The 18,120-nt window shown below is 60.7% G+C and carries 18 protein-coding genes; 9 read left to right on the top strand and 9 right to left on the bottom strand.

What is annotated here, in order from left to right:
* Positions 1–22: 22 nt before the first annotated feature.
* Genes ASD32_RS06455 through ASD32_RS06440 form a run of 4 tightly spaced genes read right to left on the bottom strand, consistent with a single transcriptional unit; the run spans position 23 to position 3,580 of the window.
* On the bottom strand, positions 23–874 hold the full coding sequence (locus tag ASD32_RS06455; RefSeq protein ID WP_060637192.1) for a metal ABC transporter permease: 852 nt from the start codon (positions 872–874) through the stop codon (positions 23–25).
* Positions 871–1,731, bottom strand: a complete 861-nt coding sequence (locus ASD32_RS06450; protein ID WP_060637191.1) for a metal ABC transporter permease — start codon at positions 1,729–1,731, stop codon at positions 871–873. The genes ASD32_RS06455 and ASD32_RS06450 overlap by 4 nt, the downstream gene beginning before the upstream one ends.
* On the bottom strand, positions 1,728–2,678 hold the full coding sequence (locus ASD32_RS06445) for a manganese/iron ABC transporter ATP-binding protein (protein ID WP_060637190.1): 951 nt from the start codon (positions 2,676–2,678) through the stop codon (positions 1,728–1,730). Before ASD32_RS06445 ends, ASD32_RS06450 begins: the two co-directional genes overlap by 4 nt.
* Positions 2,675–3,580, bottom strand: coding sequence for a metal ABC transporter substrate-binding protein (locus ASD32_RS06440; RefSeq protein ID WP_060637189.1), 906 nt, complete (start codon positions 3,578–3,580; stop codon positions 2,675–2,677). Before ASD32_RS06440 ends, ASD32_RS06445 begins: the two co-directional genes overlap by 4 nt.
* Before the next feature lie 150 nt (positions 3,581–3,730).
* Here ASD32_RS06440 and ASD32_RS06435 point away from each other — a divergent pair, with 150 nt between their 5' ends.
* Complete coding sequence (locus ASD32_RS06435) at positions 3,731–4,159, top strand: Fur family transcriptional regulator (RefSeq protein WP_060637188.1); 429 nt, start codon at positions 3,731–3,733, stop codon at positions 4,157–4,159.
* 149 nt (positions 4,160–4,308) lie between these two features.
* Here the strand turns inward: ASD32_RS06435 and ASD32_RS06430 are convergent, their stop codons facing one another.
* Genes ASD32_RS06430 through ASD32_RS06410 form a run of 5 tightly spaced genes read right to left on the bottom strand, consistent with a single transcriptional unit; the run spans position 4,309 to position 9,814 of the window.
* The gene (locus ASD32_RS06430; RefSeq protein WP_060637187.1) at positions 4,309–5,328 is read right to left on the bottom strand and encodes a histone deacetylase family protein; all 1,020 of its coding nucleotides are present in this window, start codon (positions 5,326–5,328) and stop codon (positions 4,309–4,311) included.
* Positions 5,329–5,337: 9 nt separating this feature from the next.
* On the bottom strand, positions 5,338–5,850 hold the full coding sequence (locus ASD32_RS06425; protein ID WP_060637186.1) for a GNAT family N-acetyltransferase: 513 nt from the start codon (positions 5,848–5,850) through the stop codon (positions 5,338–5,340).
* Positions 5,850–6,782: a 3-keto-5-aminohexanoate cleavage protein gene (locus ASD32_RS06420; RefSeq protein WP_156383077.1), complete on the bottom strand. Its 933-nt coding sequence runs from the start codon at positions 6,780–6,782 to the stop codon at positions 5,850–5,852. Before ASD32_RS06420 ends, ASD32_RS06425 begins: the two co-directional genes overlap by 1 nt.
* Positions 6,783–6,789: 7 nt before the next feature.
* Positions 6,790–8,154, bottom strand: coding sequence for an aspartate aminotransferase family protein (locus ASD32_RS06415; RefSeq protein ID WP_060637184.1), 1,365 nt, complete (start codon positions 8,152–8,154; stop codon positions 6,790–6,792).
* A gap of 22 nt (positions 8,155–8,176) precedes the next feature.
* The gene (locus tag ASD32_RS06410; RefSeq protein WP_060637183.1) at positions 8,177–9,814 is read right to left on the bottom strand and encodes a N,N-dimethylformamidase beta subunit family domain-containing protein; all 1,638 of its coding nucleotides are present in this window, start codon (positions 9,812–9,814) and stop codon (positions 8,177–8,179) included.
* Between the two features lie 108 nt (positions 9,815–9,922).
* On the opposite strand from ASD32_RS06410, the gene ASD32_RS06405 reads away from it, so the two are divergent.
* From ASD32_RS06405 to ASD32_RS06370, 8 genes are all read left to right on the top strand, one after another.
* A complete protein-coding gene (locus ASD32_RS06405; RefSeq protein ID WP_082546666.1) occupies positions 9,923–10,921 on the top strand; it encodes a LysR family transcriptional regulator in 999 nt (332 codons plus the stop codon).
* 224 nt (positions 10,922–11,145) lie between these two features.
* Positions 11,146–11,865 carry a FadR/GntR family transcriptional regulator gene (locus ASD32_RS06400; RefSeq protein ID WP_060637182.1) on the top strand — a complete coding sequence of 240 codons (720 nt, stop codon included), beginning with the start codon at positions 11,146–11,148 and terminating at the stop codon, positions 11,863–11,865.
* A complete protein-coding gene (locus tag ASD32_RS06395; RefSeq protein WP_060637181.1) occupies positions 11,862–13,034 on the top strand; it encodes a PLP-dependent transferase in 1,173 nt (390 codons plus the stop codon). Before ASD32_RS06400 ends, ASD32_RS06395 begins: the two co-directional genes overlap by 4 nt.
* Positions 13,035–13,078: 44 nt before the next feature.
* Complete coding sequence (locus ASD32_RS06390) at positions 13,079–14,338, top strand: sugar ABC transporter substrate-binding protein (RefSeq protein ID WP_060637180.1); 1,260 nt, start codon at positions 13,079–13,081, stop codon at positions 14,336–14,338.
* Between the two features lie 223 nt (positions 14,339–14,561).
* On the top strand, positions 14,562–15,503 hold the full coding sequence (locus tag ASD32_RS06385; protein WP_060637179.1) for a sugar ABC transporter permease: 942 nt from the start codon (positions 14,562–14,564) through the stop codon (positions 15,501–15,503).
* A gap of 4 nt (positions 15,504–15,507) precedes the next feature.
* Positions 15,508–16,341 (top strand): carbohydrate ABC transporter permease, encoded by an 834-nt coding sequence (locus ASD32_RS06380; RefSeq protein WP_060637178.1) that lies wholly within the window; start codon positions 15,508–15,510, stop codon positions 16,339–16,341.
* A 4-nt stretch (positions 16,342–16,345) separates the two neighbouring features.
* A complete protein-coding gene (gene ugpC, locus ASD32_RS06375) occupies positions 16,346–17,416 on the top strand; it encodes a sn-glycerol-3-phosphate ABC transporter ATP-binding protein UgpC (RefSeq protein WP_060637177.1) in 1,071 nt (356 codons plus the stop codon).
* A gap of 116 nt (positions 17,417–17,532) precedes the next feature.
* Positions 17,533–18,093 (top strand): isochorismatase family protein, encoded by a 561-nt coding sequence (locus ASD32_RS06370; RefSeq protein ID WP_244490114.1) that lies wholly within the window; start codon positions 17,533–17,535, stop codon positions 18,091–18,093.
* The last annotated feature ends 27 nt before the right edge of the window (positions 18,094–18,120 follow it).

The following is an 18,120-nucleotide window of genomic DNA, read 5'->3' as shown; positions in this document are numbered from 1 at the left end:
GCAAGCTCAAGATGACGCAAGATCACTCGCTGATGGTTTGCTGCGCCTCTGCGCTGGCGGACCTCCATGACGACCAGATGAACGCGGCTATGAAGATAATTGTCATGAGGAGCACGATGGTCGGGGCTGGCGCACTGTCGATGAAGAACGAGAGATAGACCCCGAAGAACGATGCCACGGTTGCGACGAGGACAGCGGCAATCAGCATCGTTCCCATCGTCCGAGTGATCAGGAAGGCAATGGCGCCCGGTGCAATCAGCATGGCGATGGCGAGGATCAGCCCGACGGCCTTCAGGGCTCCGACGATCGTCAGCGAAAGAAGGACGAGCAATCCGTAGTGCAGCCAGTTGACGGGCAGACCGACGGCCTTTGCCTGGGCCGGATCGAAGGCATGCAAAAGGAAATCCCGCCACTTTACCGCAAGAATAGCGGTCGTCACCAGCGCGATCAGTCCGGTTTGGAGGATATCCGCCCAGCCAATGCCGAGCATGTCGCCAAAGAGGATATGGTCGAGATGCACATCGCTCTGGATCTTGGTGTAGAGCACCAAACCGAAGCCGAACATGCCTGAGAACACCACGCCCATCACCGTATCCTGCTTGATACGGCTGTTTTCCTTGAGATATCCGGTCAGAAGCGCACATGACATGCCGGCGGCAAAGGCACCAACGGCAAACGGCAGACCGGCAATGTAGGAGATGACGACACCTGGAAAGACCGCATGCGAAATCGCGTCGCCCATCAGCGACCAGCCTTTCAGGACGAGAAAGCAGGAAAGCAGCGCCGTCGGGACCGCCACCAGCACCGAGATCAGCAGCGCATTGCGCATGAACGGGAATTCGAAGACGGCCATGAGCATGTCGAGGGACATCATGCGGTCACCTCCAGAGCCTGAGCTGTGCGCCTGCGGGCGGCAAGCAGCCCATGTTTCGGGGCAAAAACGAAGGCAGCGAAAAAGAGAAGCGTTTGGAAAAGGATGATAATGCCGCCGGTGGCGCCATCCAGGAAATAGCTGACATAGGCGCCGAAGAAGCTCGTCAACGCGCCGATCGCCACGCTGATGATGATCAGCCGGGGAAAGCGGTCGGTCAGCAGATAGGCGGTGGCGCCGGGCGTAACCACCATCGCAATGACGAGAAACGCCCCGACCGTCTGCAATGCCGCGACCGTGCAGGCCGACAACAGGGTGAAGAACATCACCTTCAGCAATGTGGTGCGGATACCGATCGAACGCGCGTGGCTTTCGTCGAAGAAGGTCACCATCAGATCCTTCCATTTCGCCGTCAGGATGATCAGCGAGATCATCCCGATCAGCGCAAGCTGCAGGGTGTCGGCCGGTGTAATGGCCAGAATATTGCCGAGCACGATCGTCTGGATATTCACCGACGTTGGCGACAGAGAGATCATGAACAGGCCAAGTCCGAAGAAAGACGTAAAGATCAGACCGATAATGGTGTCTTCCTTCAGCCGGGTACGCTGGTTGAGGAACAGCATCGCGCCAGCGGCAAGCCCACCGGAGAAGAAGGCGCCGAGCGAAAAGGGCAGGCCGAGCATATAGGCGCCGGCAACGCCGGGAACGATCGCGTGCGAGAGCGCATCGCCAATCAGCGACCAGCCCTTCAGCATGAGATAGGACGACAGGAACGCGCAGACGGCGCCAACCAGCGCACTCACCCACATGGCGTTCAGCATATAGCCGTAGGTAAACGGCTCCATCAGCGTGGCGATCATCGTCTGTTGACCTCCGCGCCGGTTTTCGGCGTTGCAGTCTGCGGCTTTGCGGGCTGCGGCACCATCTGCCCCTTGGCGCCGTACATGACCAGTGGCCGCTCGTCGTCGCTGATAACCGACAGTTGCCGTGGATCGGCGTCGTCGTGCAGGCTGTTGCCGCCAAGGACGAAATGGCGCAGCACGCCGCCGAATGCGCGTTCAAGGTTTTCCCGGGTGAATGTGGTTTCCGTCGGCCCGTAGGCCAGCACCGTGTTCTTGAGAAGCACAGCGCGATCGCAAAACTCCGGAACGCTGCCGAGATTATGTGTCGAGACCAGCATCACCCGGCCTTCGTCACGCGAGCCCATCAGCAGCCGGATGATCGCGTCCTCGGTCTTGACATCGACGCCGGTGAAGGGTTCGTCGAGCAGGATGACGCGGCCATCCTGCGCGAGCGCACGCGCCAGGAAGACACGCTTCTTCTGCCCGCCCGACAATTCGCCGATCTGGCGCTTGCGGAAATCGCTCATGCCGACGCGGGCGAGGGCGGCTTCGACCGCATCGTGATCGGCCTTGCGCGCGATGCGCAGCATGTTCATGTGGCCGTAGCGGCCCATCATCACCACGTCTTCGACGAGAACCGGAAAATTCCAATCCACTTCTTCCGCCTGCGGCACATAGGCGACAAGGTTGTTCTTCAGCGCTTGCGGCACCGAAAGCCCAAGCACCGAGATGTCGCCGCGTGCCAGCCGGGCAAACCCCATGATCGCCTTGAACAGGGTCGATTTGCCGCTGCCGTTGACGCCCACCAGCGCCGTGATGGTGCCGGTCGGGATGTCGAAGGAAGCATCGAGCAAGGCGCGATGGCCGTTGCGATAGGTCACCGTTGCGCCGGAAACGCGAATGCCGCTGCCTGGCTGCCCGGATTTTATCTCTTGGCCGGGCCCGGTTTCAACCTGCCGGGTCATTGCGAAAGACCCTTGACGATCGTTTCGGACGTGACGCGCAGGAGGTCGATATAGGTCGGAACCGGACCGTCCGTCTCGCTCAAGGAATCCACATAAAGCACGCCGCCATAGCGTGCGCCGGTTTCGCGGGCCACCTGCTGTGCCGGACCGGGCGAAATCGTGCTTTCGGAGAAAACGACAGGGATTGTGTTGGCGCGGACCGCGTCAATCACCTTGCGCACCTGTTGCGGCGTACCCTGCTGATCGGCGTTGATCGGCCAGAGATAAAGCTCCTTCAGACCAAAGTCGCGGGCGAGATAGCTGAAAGCGCCTTCGCTCGACACCAGCCAGCGCTTGTCTTCAGGGATCTTGCCGATTTCGGCGCGAATGGGCGCGATTGCCGCCTCGATCTTCTGTTTATAGGCCGCGGCATTGGCCTGGTAGATCGCAGCATTGGCGGGGTCGTATTTGACGAAAGCATCGCGGATATTATCCACATAGATCAGCGCCGATGAGGGCGACATCCAGGCATGCGGGTTAGGCTTGCCGCTATAGGGGCCTTCGGCAATGCCCATCGGCTCCACACCCTTTGAAACGACAACACCGGGAACATCACCGAAATTCTGGAAGAATTTTTCAAACCAGAGTTCGAGATTGAGGCCGTTCCAAAGGATCAGCTTGGCGTCGTGCGCCTTCAGGATGTCGCGCGGGGTCGGCTGGTAATTATGGATTTCCGCACCTGGCTTGGTGATCGATAGGACGGTTGCGGCATTACCGGCAACGTTGCTGGCCATATCGGCAATCACGGTGAATGTGGTGACAACCTTGAATTTCTCCTGCGCCGCTGCGGTTCCCGCAGCCAGCGCCAGGACTGCCAGTACCGTTGCTCCAGCCAGTATAAAGCGTCTCGTCTGATCGATCATTCCATGCTCCTTGATGACGCGGGCAGGATAACGGGAATGATCTGCACAAGTCAATGCAAATGAGAAGCATTCGCAACTGGCTATTTTCAAACGCGTCATGCTTGGGCTAAATGGCTTCCGTTTAACGATGAAGCGCTTTAGTGTACGGCCATGAAACAGAACCAGAATCGCGTTGTGGAATTGGAGGGCGTGCTGAGGGACGGCGGCGTGCGCGTGACGCGTCAGCGCGCAGCGATCCTGAAGATACTCGCCAATGCCGAGGATCACCCGGATGCCAGCGAATTGCACCGCCGGGCAAAGGAAATCGACGCTACTGTTTCGCTTTCAACTGTCTACAGAACGCTGTCTGCGCTGCAGCAGCAGGGCGTCGTGCATCGCCACGCCTTTGAAAGCGCCACCGCCCGATTTGAGACTGCGGATGCACCGCACCACGATCATCTGATCGACATCGACACCGGCGCGGTCATCGAATTCCGTTCCGACAAGATCGAGCAGCTACAAGCCGAGATCGCCGCAGAACTCGGCTACGACCTGGTCCGCCACCGCTTGGAACTCTACTGCCGCAAGCGCAAGACCTGACGGGCCTGAGGCAAGCCGCGCCGGAACTCGAGAGAAGCCGCCGGCATGGTCGGGATGTTGCACTTCATCCTTGAACCCACCCGGCTACAGCTCCGGAATGGATAAGGTTAGTTATGGAACTTTCACCTATGCCGCCGCCAATCCACCCATCAATGCCCGAACCCGGTCAAAAACGACGTCAGGTTATCGCCGAGCGCGTCGCAGAGATAGCCGCCTTCCTGGACGATGACGGTTGGGAGGCTGAGGTTGCTGATGGCTTCGGCGATGCGGGCAAAGCCGGGGGTGGAAACGGATAGTCCGCCGAAGGGATCGCCTTCGAAGGCGTCGAGGCCAAGCGCAACCACCAGCGCGTCCGGTGCATAGGCTTCGATGCGGCGGTTGGCGGCGTCGAGTGCTTCGAGGAAACCGGCGTCGGCGGTCTTGCGTGGCAGTGGCAGATTGTAGTTGTAGCCCAGCCCCAGGCCTTCGCCGCGTTCATCGGCATTGCCCCAGAAGAACGGATAGAAGCGCACGGGATCGGCATGCAACGATACCGTCAGCACGTCGCTGCGGCCATAGAAGATGCCCTGCGTTCCGTTGCCGTGATGCAGATCGATATCGAGGATAGCGACGCGTTTCGACGACGTCAGCAGATGCTGAGCAGCAATTGCGGAATTGTTGAGGAAGCAGAACCCTCCGGCCACATCGGCAAAGGCGTGGTGACCCGGCGGGCGGCAGAGCGCATAGGTGTGGTGGGCGCCGGCCAGAATCGCTTCCGCCGCCTCGACAGCGCTCCAGGCGCTCCAGCAGGCGCTGCCCCAGGTATCGGACGAGATCGGGCAAGCCGTATCGGCCATGTGATAACCGGCCTGGCCGACGGCGGAGGCTGGATAGCAGCCGGTTCTTGCCAGCGGATGGATATTCGGGATCACCTCTTGCGAGGCACCCTCGATGCGCTGCCAGCGCAGAAAGATGTTTTGCAGGAATTCCAGATATTCCGGCGTATGCACAGCGGCGATTGGTTTTAGGCCATGATTACGCGGTCTGACGATCTCGGAGCCCGCCGCCTTTGCGCCTGCGAGAAGCCGTGCGATCCGCTCCGGCTTTTCCGGATTGGGCTGGGGGGCGCCGCTGGAGAGAAACATTTTCGGATCGTGTTTCGCCTGCTCTTCAGCGTAAAATGTCTTCATACTCATTGCTTAAACCCCGCTCTCATGCTCTCCGGCCAGCGCTTCGAAAGCCTCGCCATAGGCCGCATGAATGCGCTCCTCGCTGGACCAGGCAAGCCCCATCCGCTCATAAAAATGCTGCGCCGAGACATTCTTCGCTTCGACCGACAGGCGCAGATAGCGGCCCCCCTCGGTGCGGACATGCGCTGCCGTGTGGCGCAGGAGCGCCACGCCGACCCCTGTGCCGCGAAAGCGTTCTTCGACGGCAATATCCTGGATATAGGCGCCGGTGCAGCCGCGCCATGTGGAAAAGCTTGGAAAAAACAGACACATGCCGGCAAATTCGCCACCGGATTCCGCCAGCAGAACGGTGAAGGCAGGCTTTGGCCCGAAACCATGCTTGCGCAGGTCTTCCGGCGTCGCAGTCACCTTGCCTTCCGCATCGAGATGCCGGGCGATGATGAGCAGGCCGGCATGGATGAGATGCACGTCCTCGGCGGCCGCAACGCGGATCGTTACGGGCGGGTTCGAATGCTCCGCCATCAGAAGCCCACCCGATCGCCGCCCTTGAGCGCCAGCATCGCGCGCGCCTCGCCGGGGGTCGCGACGTCCAGCGACAGGGCTTCAAGAATGGTGCGGATGCGGCTCACCTGGTCCGCATTGGATTTGGCCAGTTCACCGCGCCCGAGATAGAGGCTGTCTTCGAGCCCGACCCGCACATTGCCGCCCATCGCCGCTCCCATGGTGATCAGCGGCATCTGCTGGCGGCCGGCCGCCAGAACAGAGAAGCGATAGTCCGCGCCGAACAGCTTGTCGGCAATGCGCTTCATATGGCTGAGATTGTCGGGATCGGCGCCGATGCCGCCGAGAATTCCCAGCACGAACTGGATGAACAGCGGGCCTTTCACCAGCCCGCGATCGTAGAAATGCTTCAGCGAATAGAGATGGCCGACATCATAGCATTCGAATTCGAAACGCGTGCCGCACCCCTCGCCCAGCCGTTTGAGAATATCTTCGATATCGGCAAAGGTGTTCTTGAAGATCGTGCCGCGCGTCGCCTCCAGCAGCTGCGGCTCCCAGTCGTGTTGCCATTCCATGCCGGGCTTGGCGAGCGGGAAAATACCGAAATTCATCGAGCCCATGTTGAGCGAGCACATTTCCGGCTGTGCCTGGAGCGAGGCGGCCAGGCGCTCGTCCAGCGTCATCAGCGAGCTGCCGCCGGTGGAAATATTGATGACGGCATCCGTCGACTGCTTGATGCGTGGCAGGAATTGCATGAACACGGCGGGATCGGCGGTCGGGCGGCCATCCGTTGGATTGCGGGCATGCAGATGCAGGATCGACGCGCCGGCTTCGGCCGCAGCGATCGCCTGTCCGGCGATCTCGTCCGGCGTGACCGGCAGATAGGGGCTCATCGACGGTGTGTGGACGGAGCCGGTGACGGCGCAGGTGATGATGACTTTGTTCTTCATGATCGCGCTCTCAGCCGTTCACCGGCAGGTCGAGTTCACGTGCCAGCTGCTCGAAACTATCGCCAAGGATCGAGACCATATCGCCGATTTCCTGAGCCGTGATGATCAGCGGCGGGGCCAGAATGAGATTGTCGGCCTCGTAGCCATCGCCGCGGATACGGCGCGAATAGAGGATGAGGCCTTTTTCATAGGCGATATCGAGCAGCCGCTGGTTGGTCGCCTGTGATTTCGGAAAGGATTTAAAGGTCACAGGATCGGCGACGAGATCGGCGCCGATCAACAGCCCCTTGCCGCGCACGCCGGCTATAAAGGGGAAGCGCCTGGAAAGCCCCTCCAGTTCGGATTTCAGCAGATCCCCCATCGCAGCCGCATTGGCTTCGACGCCAAGCCGTTCCATTTCCTCAAGCACAGCCAGACCGGCAGCGCAGGCCAGCGGATTGCCGGCATAGGTATAGCCATGCTGGAAGCCGCCCATGTCGAGCACTGGCTTGACCAGCTTGGACGAGGCAACCATGGCGCCAAGCGCGGCGTAGCCGGAGCCGATGCCCTTCGAGAGAGTGATGATGTCAGGCTTGCAGTTCCAGTGGTCGCCGCCGAGATAGCGGCCGGTGCGCGCCGCGCCGCTCATCACCTCGTCATGGATCAGCAGGATACCGTATTTGTCGCAGATTTCGCGGATGCGCGCAAAATAGCTATCGGGTGCGACAAGCGCTGCCGTTGCCGCCCCGCCGATTGGCTCCATGATGAACGCAACGACGCTGTCAGGCCCTTCGGCAAGGATTTTCTCCTCCAGCATGTCGGCGTAACGCAGGCCGCGCTGTTCCATCGTCAGGTTGTCGCGGTCGCGGTAGGCTGTCGGAGCCGGAATGGCCGGCATCGGCTGGATCTGCGGCGCAAAGGTTTCAGTCAGCGCCAGGTCTCCGGTCACGCCAAGTGCGCCCATCGTGCCGCCATGGTAGGACGGAAACCGGCAGATCACTTTCCAGCGCTTCGGCTGGCTGGTTGCCACTGCCCATTGCCGCGCCAGCTTGATTGCCGATTCCACGGCTTCCGAACCGCCGGAGACGAAAAAGATCCGGTCGAGATCGCCAGGCATCTTTCCGGCGAGCCGCCGGGCCAGCTCTTCGGCCGGCTCGTTTTCAAAATGCAGACGGTAGGCAAAGCTCGTCTTCTCCATCTGCCGCTTCATGGCATCGATGACGTGCCGGTTGCCGTGGCCGATATTGCTGACCATCGGCCCGCTCGAGCCGTCGATGAAGCGGCGGCCGTCCGCGGTCCAGAAATAAATGCCCTCGGCGCGATCGACCAGCGGCCGGCGCAGGCGGGTCACGTAGAAGAGATGGGATGCGGGCCGCTCATTGGCTTGGATGGTCATGATGCTCTGCTCTTTGGTGAAATTATCGGTTGAGATAGCGGTTCAGCACATTGGCGGTGACGCGCTCGACCATGGCGTCACGGCGCAGCAGGCCTGCCACCCATTCGCAGGTCCCAGCGTGGAAAACCTCGCCCTTGCCGCGCTTGAAGTTGACGATCATGCCGTTGCTGTAGCGAACCTTTTCCATGTTCTCGTCGCTCGCTTCGCCATAGAGCGTCTCGGCAATGAACCGCCCGTCCTCGTCGCCGAAAAACAGATCTTCGCGCGTCAGGATATCGCTTTCCTCGACCTGGCTCGCCATGCCCAGAGCCAGGATTTCCAGCCCCTCCGGCGCGCCGCTGTCAGCTGCCGGATAAGGCAGGCCGTAGCGAATCTCATAGGCAAGACCATCGACTTCGTAGCCATAGATATGGCTGTCGGCGCCGAGCAGGTCGCCGTAGAACAGGCCGGTTCCGGCAAAGGCCCAGTGACGCGGCCGGTAGATCGGGAAACCGCGCACGCCGCGCGGCGCGCAGCCGCCCCAGCCGGAATAGACACCATTGGTGGCGTTGAGCCCGAAAGTCAGTGCGCCGGGGCGGCCTATCTCCGGCGCTTCCCAGGAATTGGTGGCGCGGGTGACATCGCCGCTTTGGTAGATCGGGTCTTCTTTGCGCGCGACATATTTGTAGCAGACCTGCCGCTGGCCCTCGTCTTCAAGCCGCGTCTGCCACATGAAATTGCCGGCAAAGCGCGCGACATGTCCGCCCTGATCGACATAGGCATCGACGGCATCGCGCATTTCCCAGGTCCAGTATTCGTCATGGCCGACGAAGACGACGCAGTCGTAATCATTGAGAATGCCGGGATTGTTGTGCAACTCGTGCTGGCTGGCCAGATCGACGCCATAGCCCTCGCGCTCGGCCCAGCGGAAGAACTGGCTGTCATAGCTTGCCCAGCCGGACGAGGTGTATTTCTTCGAATAGCCGTTGGCAAAGGCCCATTCCATATGCGGATACCGCGGGATGGTGCCCGGCGGCAGGCTGACCTCCAGCGGCACGCGCGGCGCATCCAGCGGCAGTACGACAAAGCCGCGGCAAAGCGGCCGCTCGATGCTGACGGTAGTCGCATATTTGTCGCGGTTGGGACCGGTAATGCCCTGATAATGGTTCGATCCGCCCCAGGTATTATAGGCCGTCCAGGTGCCGGTGGCGGCGACCTGCAGGATGCGGCCGGGTTTCGGACCGGGTTTCGGCAGGACGATGATCATGTGGTGACATTGGATCGGCTTGCCGTCGCGCCCTTCAGCCGTCAGCGTGATGCGATAGGCGCCGGATGGCCAGCTGTCATGGACCTGAAACTTAAAAGTGGGCTCCCAGCCACAGCCGGTGACGGAGACCTGGTCCGGCGTTTCCTGCCAGACCGTTTCGATATTGTCGGTGCCATAAACGCTGGTCTCGGCGGCACCGTCACGCACGATTTCCAGACGGCAGGAGGACGCGGTCGAGCTGATATGCAGGTCCACCATTGCGCCGGGCGCATAGGCATAGGACCGTGTGTAGCACCAGATTTCGCCACGGGCGCCGTCCATGCCCGGATATTCGTAATAGTGACCGCGAACGGCCTGGTGCCGCTGCTCCGGGGTCAATCCGAAATCGGGGAAAACTGGGTCTTGATCGGTCACGTCATGCCTCGCTGGGTCGTCGGTCCACGATGATCAAACCACAATGGACTCCACCCGACAAATACATTAGGTGAAGGACCAGCATTCACCAAATGAATGAGGTGACCCATGGCCAGCCCAAGACGCCGTTTTGTCTGGGAGATCGACTGGAACCTCCTGCGCACCTTCACGGTGATCGTCGAGGAAAAGAGCCTGACGGCTGCGGGCAACCGGCTGTCGCTGAAGCAGCCGACCATCAGCAATGCGCTGCGCCGCCTCGAAGAGCATATGGCCTGCCGCCTGATCGACCGCGCCTCCAACCATTTCCGCACGACGCCGGCAGGAACCCGGCTCTATGCCGAATGCCAGACCATGTTCAACATCGTCAACGGCCTGCCGGATCTCGTGAAGGACGATCCGGATCTGGTGACCGGCCATGTGGAGATGGCCTTTGCCAGCCATATCGAATGCCCGTTCCTCGACCGGTTCCTGGCCGACTTCCACAGGACGTTTCCGCGTGTCAGTTTCTCCACCACGGTCTCCGCCAGCCAAACGGTGATCGAGAATGTCCTGTCCGGCGAAGCCTGCCTCGGCATCTGTCTTGCCCATGAAAAGCACCCGGAACTGGACTACACCGTGCTCTATCGCGAGCATTTCGGCTTTTTCTGCGCCCCCGGTCATCCGCTGTTCGGCAAACGCGGGACGCAGACTGCCGATCTCGCTACGCTTGATTACGTATCCTTCAAGACCGATCACCTCGGCGGCGCACTCGCACCGGTCGCCCGGCTGCGGCAGCGGGAAAATTTCAGCGGCCAGGTGCTTGGTCTTTTCACCAATCTCGAAGAGGTCAAGCGGCTGATCAAAGTCGGTTTCGGCTTCGGGCCGCTCCCTATCCATGTCGTCGCCGCCGATATCGAGGCGCGGCAACTCTGGCAATTGCCGCCCTACGAAAACCCGCCCGCCGCCGATGTCTACCTAGTCACCCGGCGGTTTGCGCGCGGCAGCCGCGCCGAAAATCTGCTGGTGGACAGACTGGTTGCCGCGATCGACGCGGTACCGCTGAGCGGCCGTACCTATCCTGCAGGGCTTGCGGATTCAGCGGCAGTAACGCCCAGTGACATTCCCTGAATGAATGACAGGCTGGGTTCTATTGTTCTTCGCGGGAGGACGGCGTCCCCTGTCTGGTGAATCCCTTCCTCTTGTGTGCCAGCAGACCGGATCACCCATCCAAACGTGTCCCCTACTCCACACAGCTTTCATCAGCGCCGGATAAACGCGCTTGACGGCAGCGTCATGATTTGCACTATTGCTCAGATGTCAGACCAATTCTGGTTTCGGCTGGAAAGCGGACGATGAAGCATTTGGATGCAAGAGCAGCGCTTGTCCCCCTGCCCCCGGCCGACCGGGCGCAGCAGGTGACGGCGGCGCTTGCCGATTACATCCAGCGCTCCAACCTTGTTCCGGGCGACCGTCTTCCGGCCGAGCGCGAGCTGATGAGTGCGCTTGCCGTCGGCCGCTCGACCATCCGCGAAGTCATCCGCCATTTCCAGGCACTCGGCGTCGTCGAGGCCCGCAAGGGCAGCGGCACCTACCTGTTGAAGCCGATTTCCGGCACCACGATCCACATGCCTCTGTCGCTGGACACCACGCATCTGCGCGACGTGCTTTTGATGACCCTGCAGGTGCGCCGCGGCATCGAGGCGGAAGCCGGCATGGTTGCCGCCCGCGTCCGCACAGCGCAGGACGTGCGGATGATCGAGGAGAAGCTCAACGAGATGGAACGGGTGCATCTCTCCAAGGGCACATCCGGGCCGGAAGACCTTGCCTTCCATCTTGCCATTTACGACGCCACCCACAATCCGCTGTTCAAGCAGCTGCTCGAACAGATGCGCGGCGCTTTCGAGCGTTTTTGGGAAAAGCCTTTCGACCGGCCGGACTTTGCCCGCCGCTCCTTTCCGTTCCACCGCACTCTCTTCGATGCGATCGCGGCCCAGGACCCTGAAGCCGCCCGCAGCGAAACACTGAAAATCCTCGCGATCGTCGAGGAAGACATCAAGGAAATGTCCAAATGAGCAACGGGTTCGATCCGTTCGAAGAAGCCTCCCTCATCGTCGCCCATGACGTGAGCAATGCCTATGATGCCGTCGTGCCGCCGATCGTGCAGACGTCGCTGTTCACCTTCACCGATTATGACGACATGGTCGCTTCCTATCGCGGCGAAAAGGTCCGGCCGATCTATACGCGCGGCCTGAACCCGACCGTGCGGATTTTCGAGGACATGCTGGCGAAACTCGAAGGCGCCGAAGACGCCATCGGCTTTGCCAGCGGCATGTCGGCCATCTCATCGACGGTGCTGTCCTTCGTTGAGCCCGGAGACCGCATCGTTGCCGTCAAGCATCTTTATCCTGATGCCTACCGCCTGTTCGGCACCTTCTTCAAGCGCATGGGCATCGAGGTGACCTATGTCGATGGCCGCGACGAGGAAGAGGTCGCCAAGGCCCTGCCAGGCGCAAAGTTTCTCTATCTCGAAAGCCCGACAAGCTGGGTCATGCAAACGCATGACGTCGCAGCCCTTGCAGCGCTCGCCAAGCGCCATGGCGTCATCAGTGCCATCGACAATAGCTGGGCAAGCCCGGTCTTCCAGCAGCCGATCGCGCTCGGTGTCGATCTCGTCATCCATTCGGCCTCAAAATATCTTGGTGGCCACAGCGATGTCGTCGCCGGTGTCGTTGCGGGCTCCAAAGAGTTGATTGGCCGCATCCGCTCGGAAGCCTATCCCTATCTCGGCGGCAAGCTGTCGCCGTTCGATGCCTGGCTTCTGATCCGCGGCATGCGCACGTTGCCGATCCGCATGAAGGCGCATGAGCAATCGGCCGTCGAAATCGCCAAGCGCCTGCAGGCGCACGATGCGATTGAGACGGTCTGCTATCCGGGCCTTGCCAATCAGCTGGCTCCAGGCCTCAAGGGCACGTCCGGCCTATTCTCGTTCATTTTCAAGGACGGCGTCAATGTCCGCACCTTCTCCGATCACCTTGAGCTGTTCAAGCTCGGTGTCAGCTGGGGCGGCCACGAAAGCCTGATCGTACCGGGCGAAGTCGTCCTTTCACAAAAAGCACAACCCAATTCCGCGGTCGCCTTCGGCATCAGCCCGCGGTCGGTAAGGCTCCATGTCGGCCTGGAGGGAACGGAGGCCCTCTGGAGCGATATTGAAGCGGCAATCACAGCCGCCTCGATAGGCTGACACGACAGCAAGCAAACCACTTGAACAATAAAAGGGAAACGAAAATGAGGAAACTGATTGCCGCGACCTTGGTCGCCACGCTGATGGCAGGCACAGCGCTCGCCGACACCAAGCTGAAACTGGTTGAAGTCATCACCAGCCCGGAACGCACCGAGACGCTGAAGTCGATCGTCGCCAAGTTCGAAGCCGCCAATCCCGGCACCACGGTCGAGATCATCTCGCTGCCCTGGGGCGAAGCCTTCCAGAAGTTCGCCACGATGGTGTCGGCAGGTGAAATCCCGGATGTGATGGAAATGCCGGATACCTGGCTGTCGCTCTACGCCAATAACGGCATGCTCGAAAGCCTGGAGCCTTATCTCAAGACCTGGGACCAGACGCCGGAACTGACGGATCGCGCGCTGGAACTCGGCCGCGACGTCAAGGACACGGCGTATATGCTGCCCTACGGCTTCTATCTGCGGGCGATGTTCTACAACAAGAAGATCTTCGCCGAAGCCGGTGTCGATGGCCCGCCAAAGACGATGGACGACTTTGTCGCCGCCGCCGAAAAGATCAAGAAGCTGCCGGGCAAATATGCCTATTGCATGCGCGGCGGTCCGGGCGGCCTCAACGGCTGGATGATGATGGGCGCCACCATGGCGGGCGACAACACCTATTTCAATGCCGATGGCACATCCAAGTTTTCGGAGGAAGGCTGGGTCAAGGGCTTTACCTGGATGACCGACCTCTACAAGAACGGCTATGCGCCGAAGGACAGCGTCAACTGGGGCTTCAACGAAATCGTCGCCGGCTTCTACACCGGCACCTGCGCGATGCTCGACCAGGATCCGGATGCGCTGATCGCCATTGCCGAACGCATGGACGCCGCCGATTACGGCATCACGACCATGCCGAAGGGACCCTCCGGCAAGACCTTCCCGACCATCGGTTTTGCCGGCTGGTCGATGATGTCGGCCAGCGCCAACAAGGACCTGTCCTGGAAGCTGATCGCCACGCTCGAAGGCCCGGAAGGCAATATCGAGTGGAACAAGAAGATCGGCGCCCTGCCCGCGCTCAAATCAGCCGAGAAGGACCCCTTCTTTGCCACCGATCAGTTCAAGGGCTGGTTCGAGGAATTGGCCGACAAGGACGCGGTTCCGACGGTGATGCCGACTTACCTCGAAGAATTCGCCTTCTTCAAGGATTCCATGGCGATCAAGACCAGCCAGGAAGCCATGCTCGGCGATATCACGCCGGAAGAGATGGCCAAGCAATGGGCTGACTATATGACCAAGGCGCAACAAAAGTTCCTTGCGAAAAAGTAAGCCAAGGACTGTGCTGAGGCGTGCCCCTCCCCAACCCCTCCCCACAAGGGGGAGGGGCTCGGACACCGCACTGCCCAAGGCTTGAGGCGAGAGGTTTACCCCGAGTTTTCTCCTCCCTTGTGGGGGAGATGGCCGACAGGCTAGAGGGGGTGTTGCCTGCGAGCAAGCGTGCGCCCTTGAATGCCGAACTCCGCGAACAGCTATGAAACGGAAATATCTGACGATGGCCTCACAAGCAGCAGCCCGCAATTGCGGCGCGCACAGGGATCAGCGGCCGCTGAAAAAGCGGCTTGCCGATGCCTCCGCGCCCTATCTCTATAGCGCGCCCGCGCTGATCCTGATCGTCACCGTCATGCTGGTGCCGCTGGTGCTCGGCATTTCCTATGCCTTCCGCGATATCCAGCTGCTCAATCCCTTTTCCGGCGGCTTTATCGGGCTCGATCATTTCCGCACGCTTTATGAAGACCAGAATTTCTACCGGGCCCTGAAGAACACGCTGTGGTGGACGGGCTGGTCGGTGCTCCTGCAATTCGTCTTCGGCCTGATCCTCGCGCTTTTGCTCGACAAGCCCTTCTATGGCCGCGCTATCGTCCAGGCTTTGGTCTTCCTGCCGTGGGCCGTTCCCAGCTTTCTAGCCGGCCTCAACTGGGCCTGGCTGTTCAATCCCGTCGTCGGCCCCATTCCGCATTGGCTGTTTGCGATGGGACTCATGAGCGAGCCGTCCAATATCCTCTCCGATCCGCACCTCTCCATGTGGGGGCCGATCATTGCCAATGTCTGGTGGGGAATTCCCTTCTTCGCCATCACGCTTCTGGCAGCGCTGCAGGCGATCCCGCGTGACCTCTATGAAGCGGCCAGCATTGACGGCGCCGGTCCGGTGCAGCGTTTCGTCTCGATCACCCTGCCCTTTCTCGCCCCGACCATTGCCATCACCGTTCTCCTGCGCACAGTCTGGATCTCCAATTTCGCCGACCTGATCATCGTCATGACCAATGGCGGCCCGGCCGACCGCAGCCAGATCGTCGCCAGCTATATTTTCACGCAAGCCTTCAAGCGGCTGGATTTCGGCTATGCCTCAGCCATCGCACTGGTCCTGCTTGTGCTGCTGATCACCTATTCGATGCTGATCGTGATCCTGCGGCAGTGGCTCCTGAGCAAGGATTGAGATCATGACCGGCACACGCATCCTCTCCGTTCTCGCGCATCGTCTGGCCATTCTCGCCTATGTCGTCTTCGCGCTGTTTCCGCTCTACTGGCTCCTCAAAGTTTCGGTCACGCCCAACAAGCTGCTCTATTCCGAAGGCATCCGGATGTGGCCGTCGCGGACAAGTTTCGAGCATTTCGATTTCGTGCTGAAACACAGCGAATTCCCGACCTTCTTCAAGAACAGCCTGATCGTTTCCGGCTCCACCGCGATCATCGTCACGATACTCGCTTCGCTGGCCGGCTATGCCATGTCGCGCTTCAATTTCCGCGGCAAATACTGGATCGTGACGTTGATGCTGCTTACGCAGATGTTCCCGCTGGTCATGCTGGTGGCACCCATCTTCAAGATCCTCTCGCCGCTCGGCCTCACCAACAGCCTGACCGGCCTCGTCATCGTCTACACCGCCTTCAACGTGCCGTTCGCGACGTTCCTGATGCAGTCCTTCTTCGACGGCATCCCGAAGGATCTCGAGGAGGCCGCGATGATCGACGGCGCCACCCAGTTCGTTGCCTTCCGCCAAATCATTCTGCCGCTGACGCTGCCGGGTATCGCCGCGACCCTCGGCTTCGTCTTCACGGCCGCCTGGAGCGAACTCCTGTTCTCGCTGATGCTGATCTCCGGCAATGATGCGGCGACTTTCCCCGTTGGGCTCCTGTCCTTCGTGTCCAAATTCTCGGTCGATTTCGGACAGATGATGGCGGCGGGCGTCATGGCGCTCATCCCGGCCTGCCTGTTCTTCCTGTTGATCCAACGTTACCTCGTGCAGGGCCTGACGGCCGGCGCCGTGAAAGGCTGATCCCATGGCATCCATCGATATCGCCGCTATCCGCAAGTCCTATGGCATCCACCCGGTGCTGCATGGTGTCGATCTTGAGATCAAGGATGGCGAGTTCGTCGTCCTGGTCGGCCCGTCGGGCTGCGGCAAGTCCACGCTGCTGCGGATGATCGCCGGTCTGGAAGCGGTCACGTCAGGCGAAATCCGCATCGACGGCAAACGCGTCAACGACCTTGCCCCGAAAGACCGCGACATTGCCATGGTGTTCCAGTCCTACGCGCTCTATCCGCATATGAGCGTGGCGAAAAACATGAGCTACAGCCTGCGCCTCAGAAAAACCGCCAAGGAAAAGATCGCCTCCGTGGTTGCCGGTGCTGCCAGCAAGCTCGGGCTCGACCCTTTGATGGAACGGCGTCCGAAAGCTCTGTCCGGCGGCCAGCGCCAGCGCGTCGCCATGGGCCGCGCCATCGTGCGCGAGCCCAAGGCCTTCCTGTTCGACGAACCGCTGTCCAACCTCGATGCCCGCCTGCGCGAGCAGATGCGCGCCGAGATCAAGAAGCTGCACCAGGACCTCGGCGCTACCTCGATCTACGTCACCCACGACCAGATCGAAGCCATGACGCTGGCCGACCGGATCGTCGCCATGCATGGCGGCATTATTCAGCAGGTCGGCAGCCCGCTCGAACTCTATGACAACCCCGCCAACCTCTTCGTCGCCGGCTTCATCGGCTCGCCGGGCATGAACTTCTTCGAAGGCCGCTACATGGCGGCCGGCGAGACCGCAAATTTCGCTCTGACCGGCGGCATCGTCTTGCCGCTCGGTGGCACCGCCAATCTCGAAGATGGCAGCCGCGCCACCCTCGGCATCCGGCCGGAACATGTGGTTCTCGGCGCCGAGGGCCCGGATGTGCTCGCAGCGACCGTCGATCTGGTCGAGCCGACCGGCTTCGGCATCATCGTCCACCTGAAACTCGGCCCCGTCGCCTTCAAGGCCTTCACGCTCGACCGCCGTTTCCTTGGCATGCACGGCGAGGTCAATGTCAGGCTACCGGTGACAAACCTGCATTTCTTCAACGAGGCTGGTCAGAAGGTCTGATTTCATAGGGCACAGCGGTGGCTTGCGGTTTTGACATTGCCCGGCAATTCAGTAATTTCCACATAAGCAAGCGTTTGTGAGAGAAGTTCGGCCAAAAAGACTTTTTTGGAGTAGCCGTGCAGCAGGCGGAAGCACTTCTAATCGTTGATATGCAGGCGGCATTCGTCACTGGCAATGCAGCCGTTCCAGGACATGCCGCGCTGCTTGAGGCGGTCCAAGCCGCTATCGATGCCGCGCGCGCTGCGACAACCCCAGTCATCTTCCTGCAGAATGACGGTGCACCCGGCACGGTGGATGCGCCGCATCAACCGGGCTGGGAATTGCACTTCCCGCCACGTGCACATGAAATCGTCGTCAGAAAAACCATGGACAATGGCTTCGAACAAACCGGACTGGACGATATCCTCACCGGGCTTGGTATTCAGACCCTGGCGCTTTGCGGCGTCCTCTCGGAGATGTGCGTGGCCGCGACGGCTCGGGGCGCGATGCAGCGCGGCTATGGTGTCATCCTGCCGCATGACGGCCACGCAACCTATGACGTCCCGCCCGGCCCCGGCGGTTCTGGACTGGTTCCAGCCGCCATGGCCGCACGATCAGCAGAATGGTCGCTCGGCGACGAAATCATCGTCGTCGCCTCGGTCGCGGATATCCGTTTCTCCATCCCAGAAAAAAGATAGCGCCGAGTACCGCAAAGACGCTGCCGC

The organism is Rhizobium sp. Root483D2 (genome assembly GCF_001426685.1).
Classification (GTDB): Bacteria; Pseudomonadota; Alphaproteobacteria; order Rhizobiales; family Rhizobiaceae; genus Pararhizobium; species Pararhizobium qamdonense.
This window is presented reverse-complemented; position numbering and strand designations above follow the sequence as displayed.

Excerpts from the sequence above, each read along its gene's own strand:
- ASD32_RS06455 (WP_060637192.1), bottom strand. The coding sequence starts at position 874 with ATGATGTCCCTCGACATGCTCATGGCCGTCTTCGAATTCCCGTTCATG.
- ASD32_RS06450 (WP_060637191.1), bottom strand. The coding sequence starts at position 1,731 with ATGATCGCCACGCTGATGGAGCCGTTTACCTACGGCTATATGCTGAAC.
- ASD32_RS06445 (WP_060637190.1), bottom strand. The coding sequence starts at position 2,678 with ATGACCCGGCAGGTTGAAACCGGGCCCGGCCAAGAGATAAAATCCGGG.
- ASD32_RS06440 (WP_060637189.1), bottom strand. The coding sequence starts at position 3,580 with ATGATCGATCAGACGAGACGCTTTATACTGGCTGGAGCAACGGTACTG.
- ASD32_RS06435 (WP_060637188.1), top strand. The coding sequence starts at position 3,731 with ATGAAACAGAACCAGAATCGCGTTGTGGAATTGGAGGGCGTGCTGAGG.
- ASD32_RS06430 (WP_060637187.1), bottom strand. The coding sequence starts at position 5,328 with ATGAAGACATTTTACGCTGAAGAGCAGGCGAAACACGATCCGAAAATG.
- ASD32_RS06425 (WP_060637186.1), bottom strand. The coding sequence starts at position 5,850 with ATGGCGGAGCATTCGAACCCGCCCGTAACGATCCGCGTTGCGGCCGCC.
- ASD32_RS06415 (WP_060637184.1), bottom strand. The coding sequence starts at position 8,154 with ATGACCATCCAAGCCAATGAGCGGCCCGCATCCCATCTCTTCTACGTG.
- ASD32_RS06405 (WP_082546666.1), top strand. The coding sequence starts at position 9,923 with ATGGCCAGCCCAAGACGCCGTTTTGTCTGGGAGATCGACTGGAACCTC.
- ASD32_RS06400 (WP_060637182.1), top strand. The coding sequence starts at position 11,146 with ATGAAGCATTTGGATGCAAGAGCAGCGCTTGTCCCCCTGCCCCCGGCC.
- ASD32_RS06395 (WP_060637181.1), top strand. The coding sequence starts at position 11,862 with ATGAGCAACGGGTTCGATCCGTTCGAAGAAGCCTCCCTCATCGTCGCC.
- ASD32_RS06390 (WP_060637180.1), top strand. The coding sequence starts at position 13,079 with ATGAGGAAACTGATTGCCGCGACCTTGGTCGCCACGCTGATGGCAGGC.
- ASD32_RS06385 (WP_060637179.1), top strand. The coding sequence starts at position 14,562 with ATGGCCTCACAAGCAGCAGCCCGCAATTGCGGCGCGCACAGGGATCAG.
- ASD32_RS06380 (WP_060637178.1), top strand. The coding sequence starts at position 15,508 with ATGACCGGCACACGCATCCTCTCCGTTCTCGCGCATCGTCTGGCCATT.
- ugpC (WP_060637177.1), top strand. The coding sequence starts at position 16,346 with ATGGCATCCATCGATATCGCCGCTATCCGCAAGTCCTATGGCATCCAC.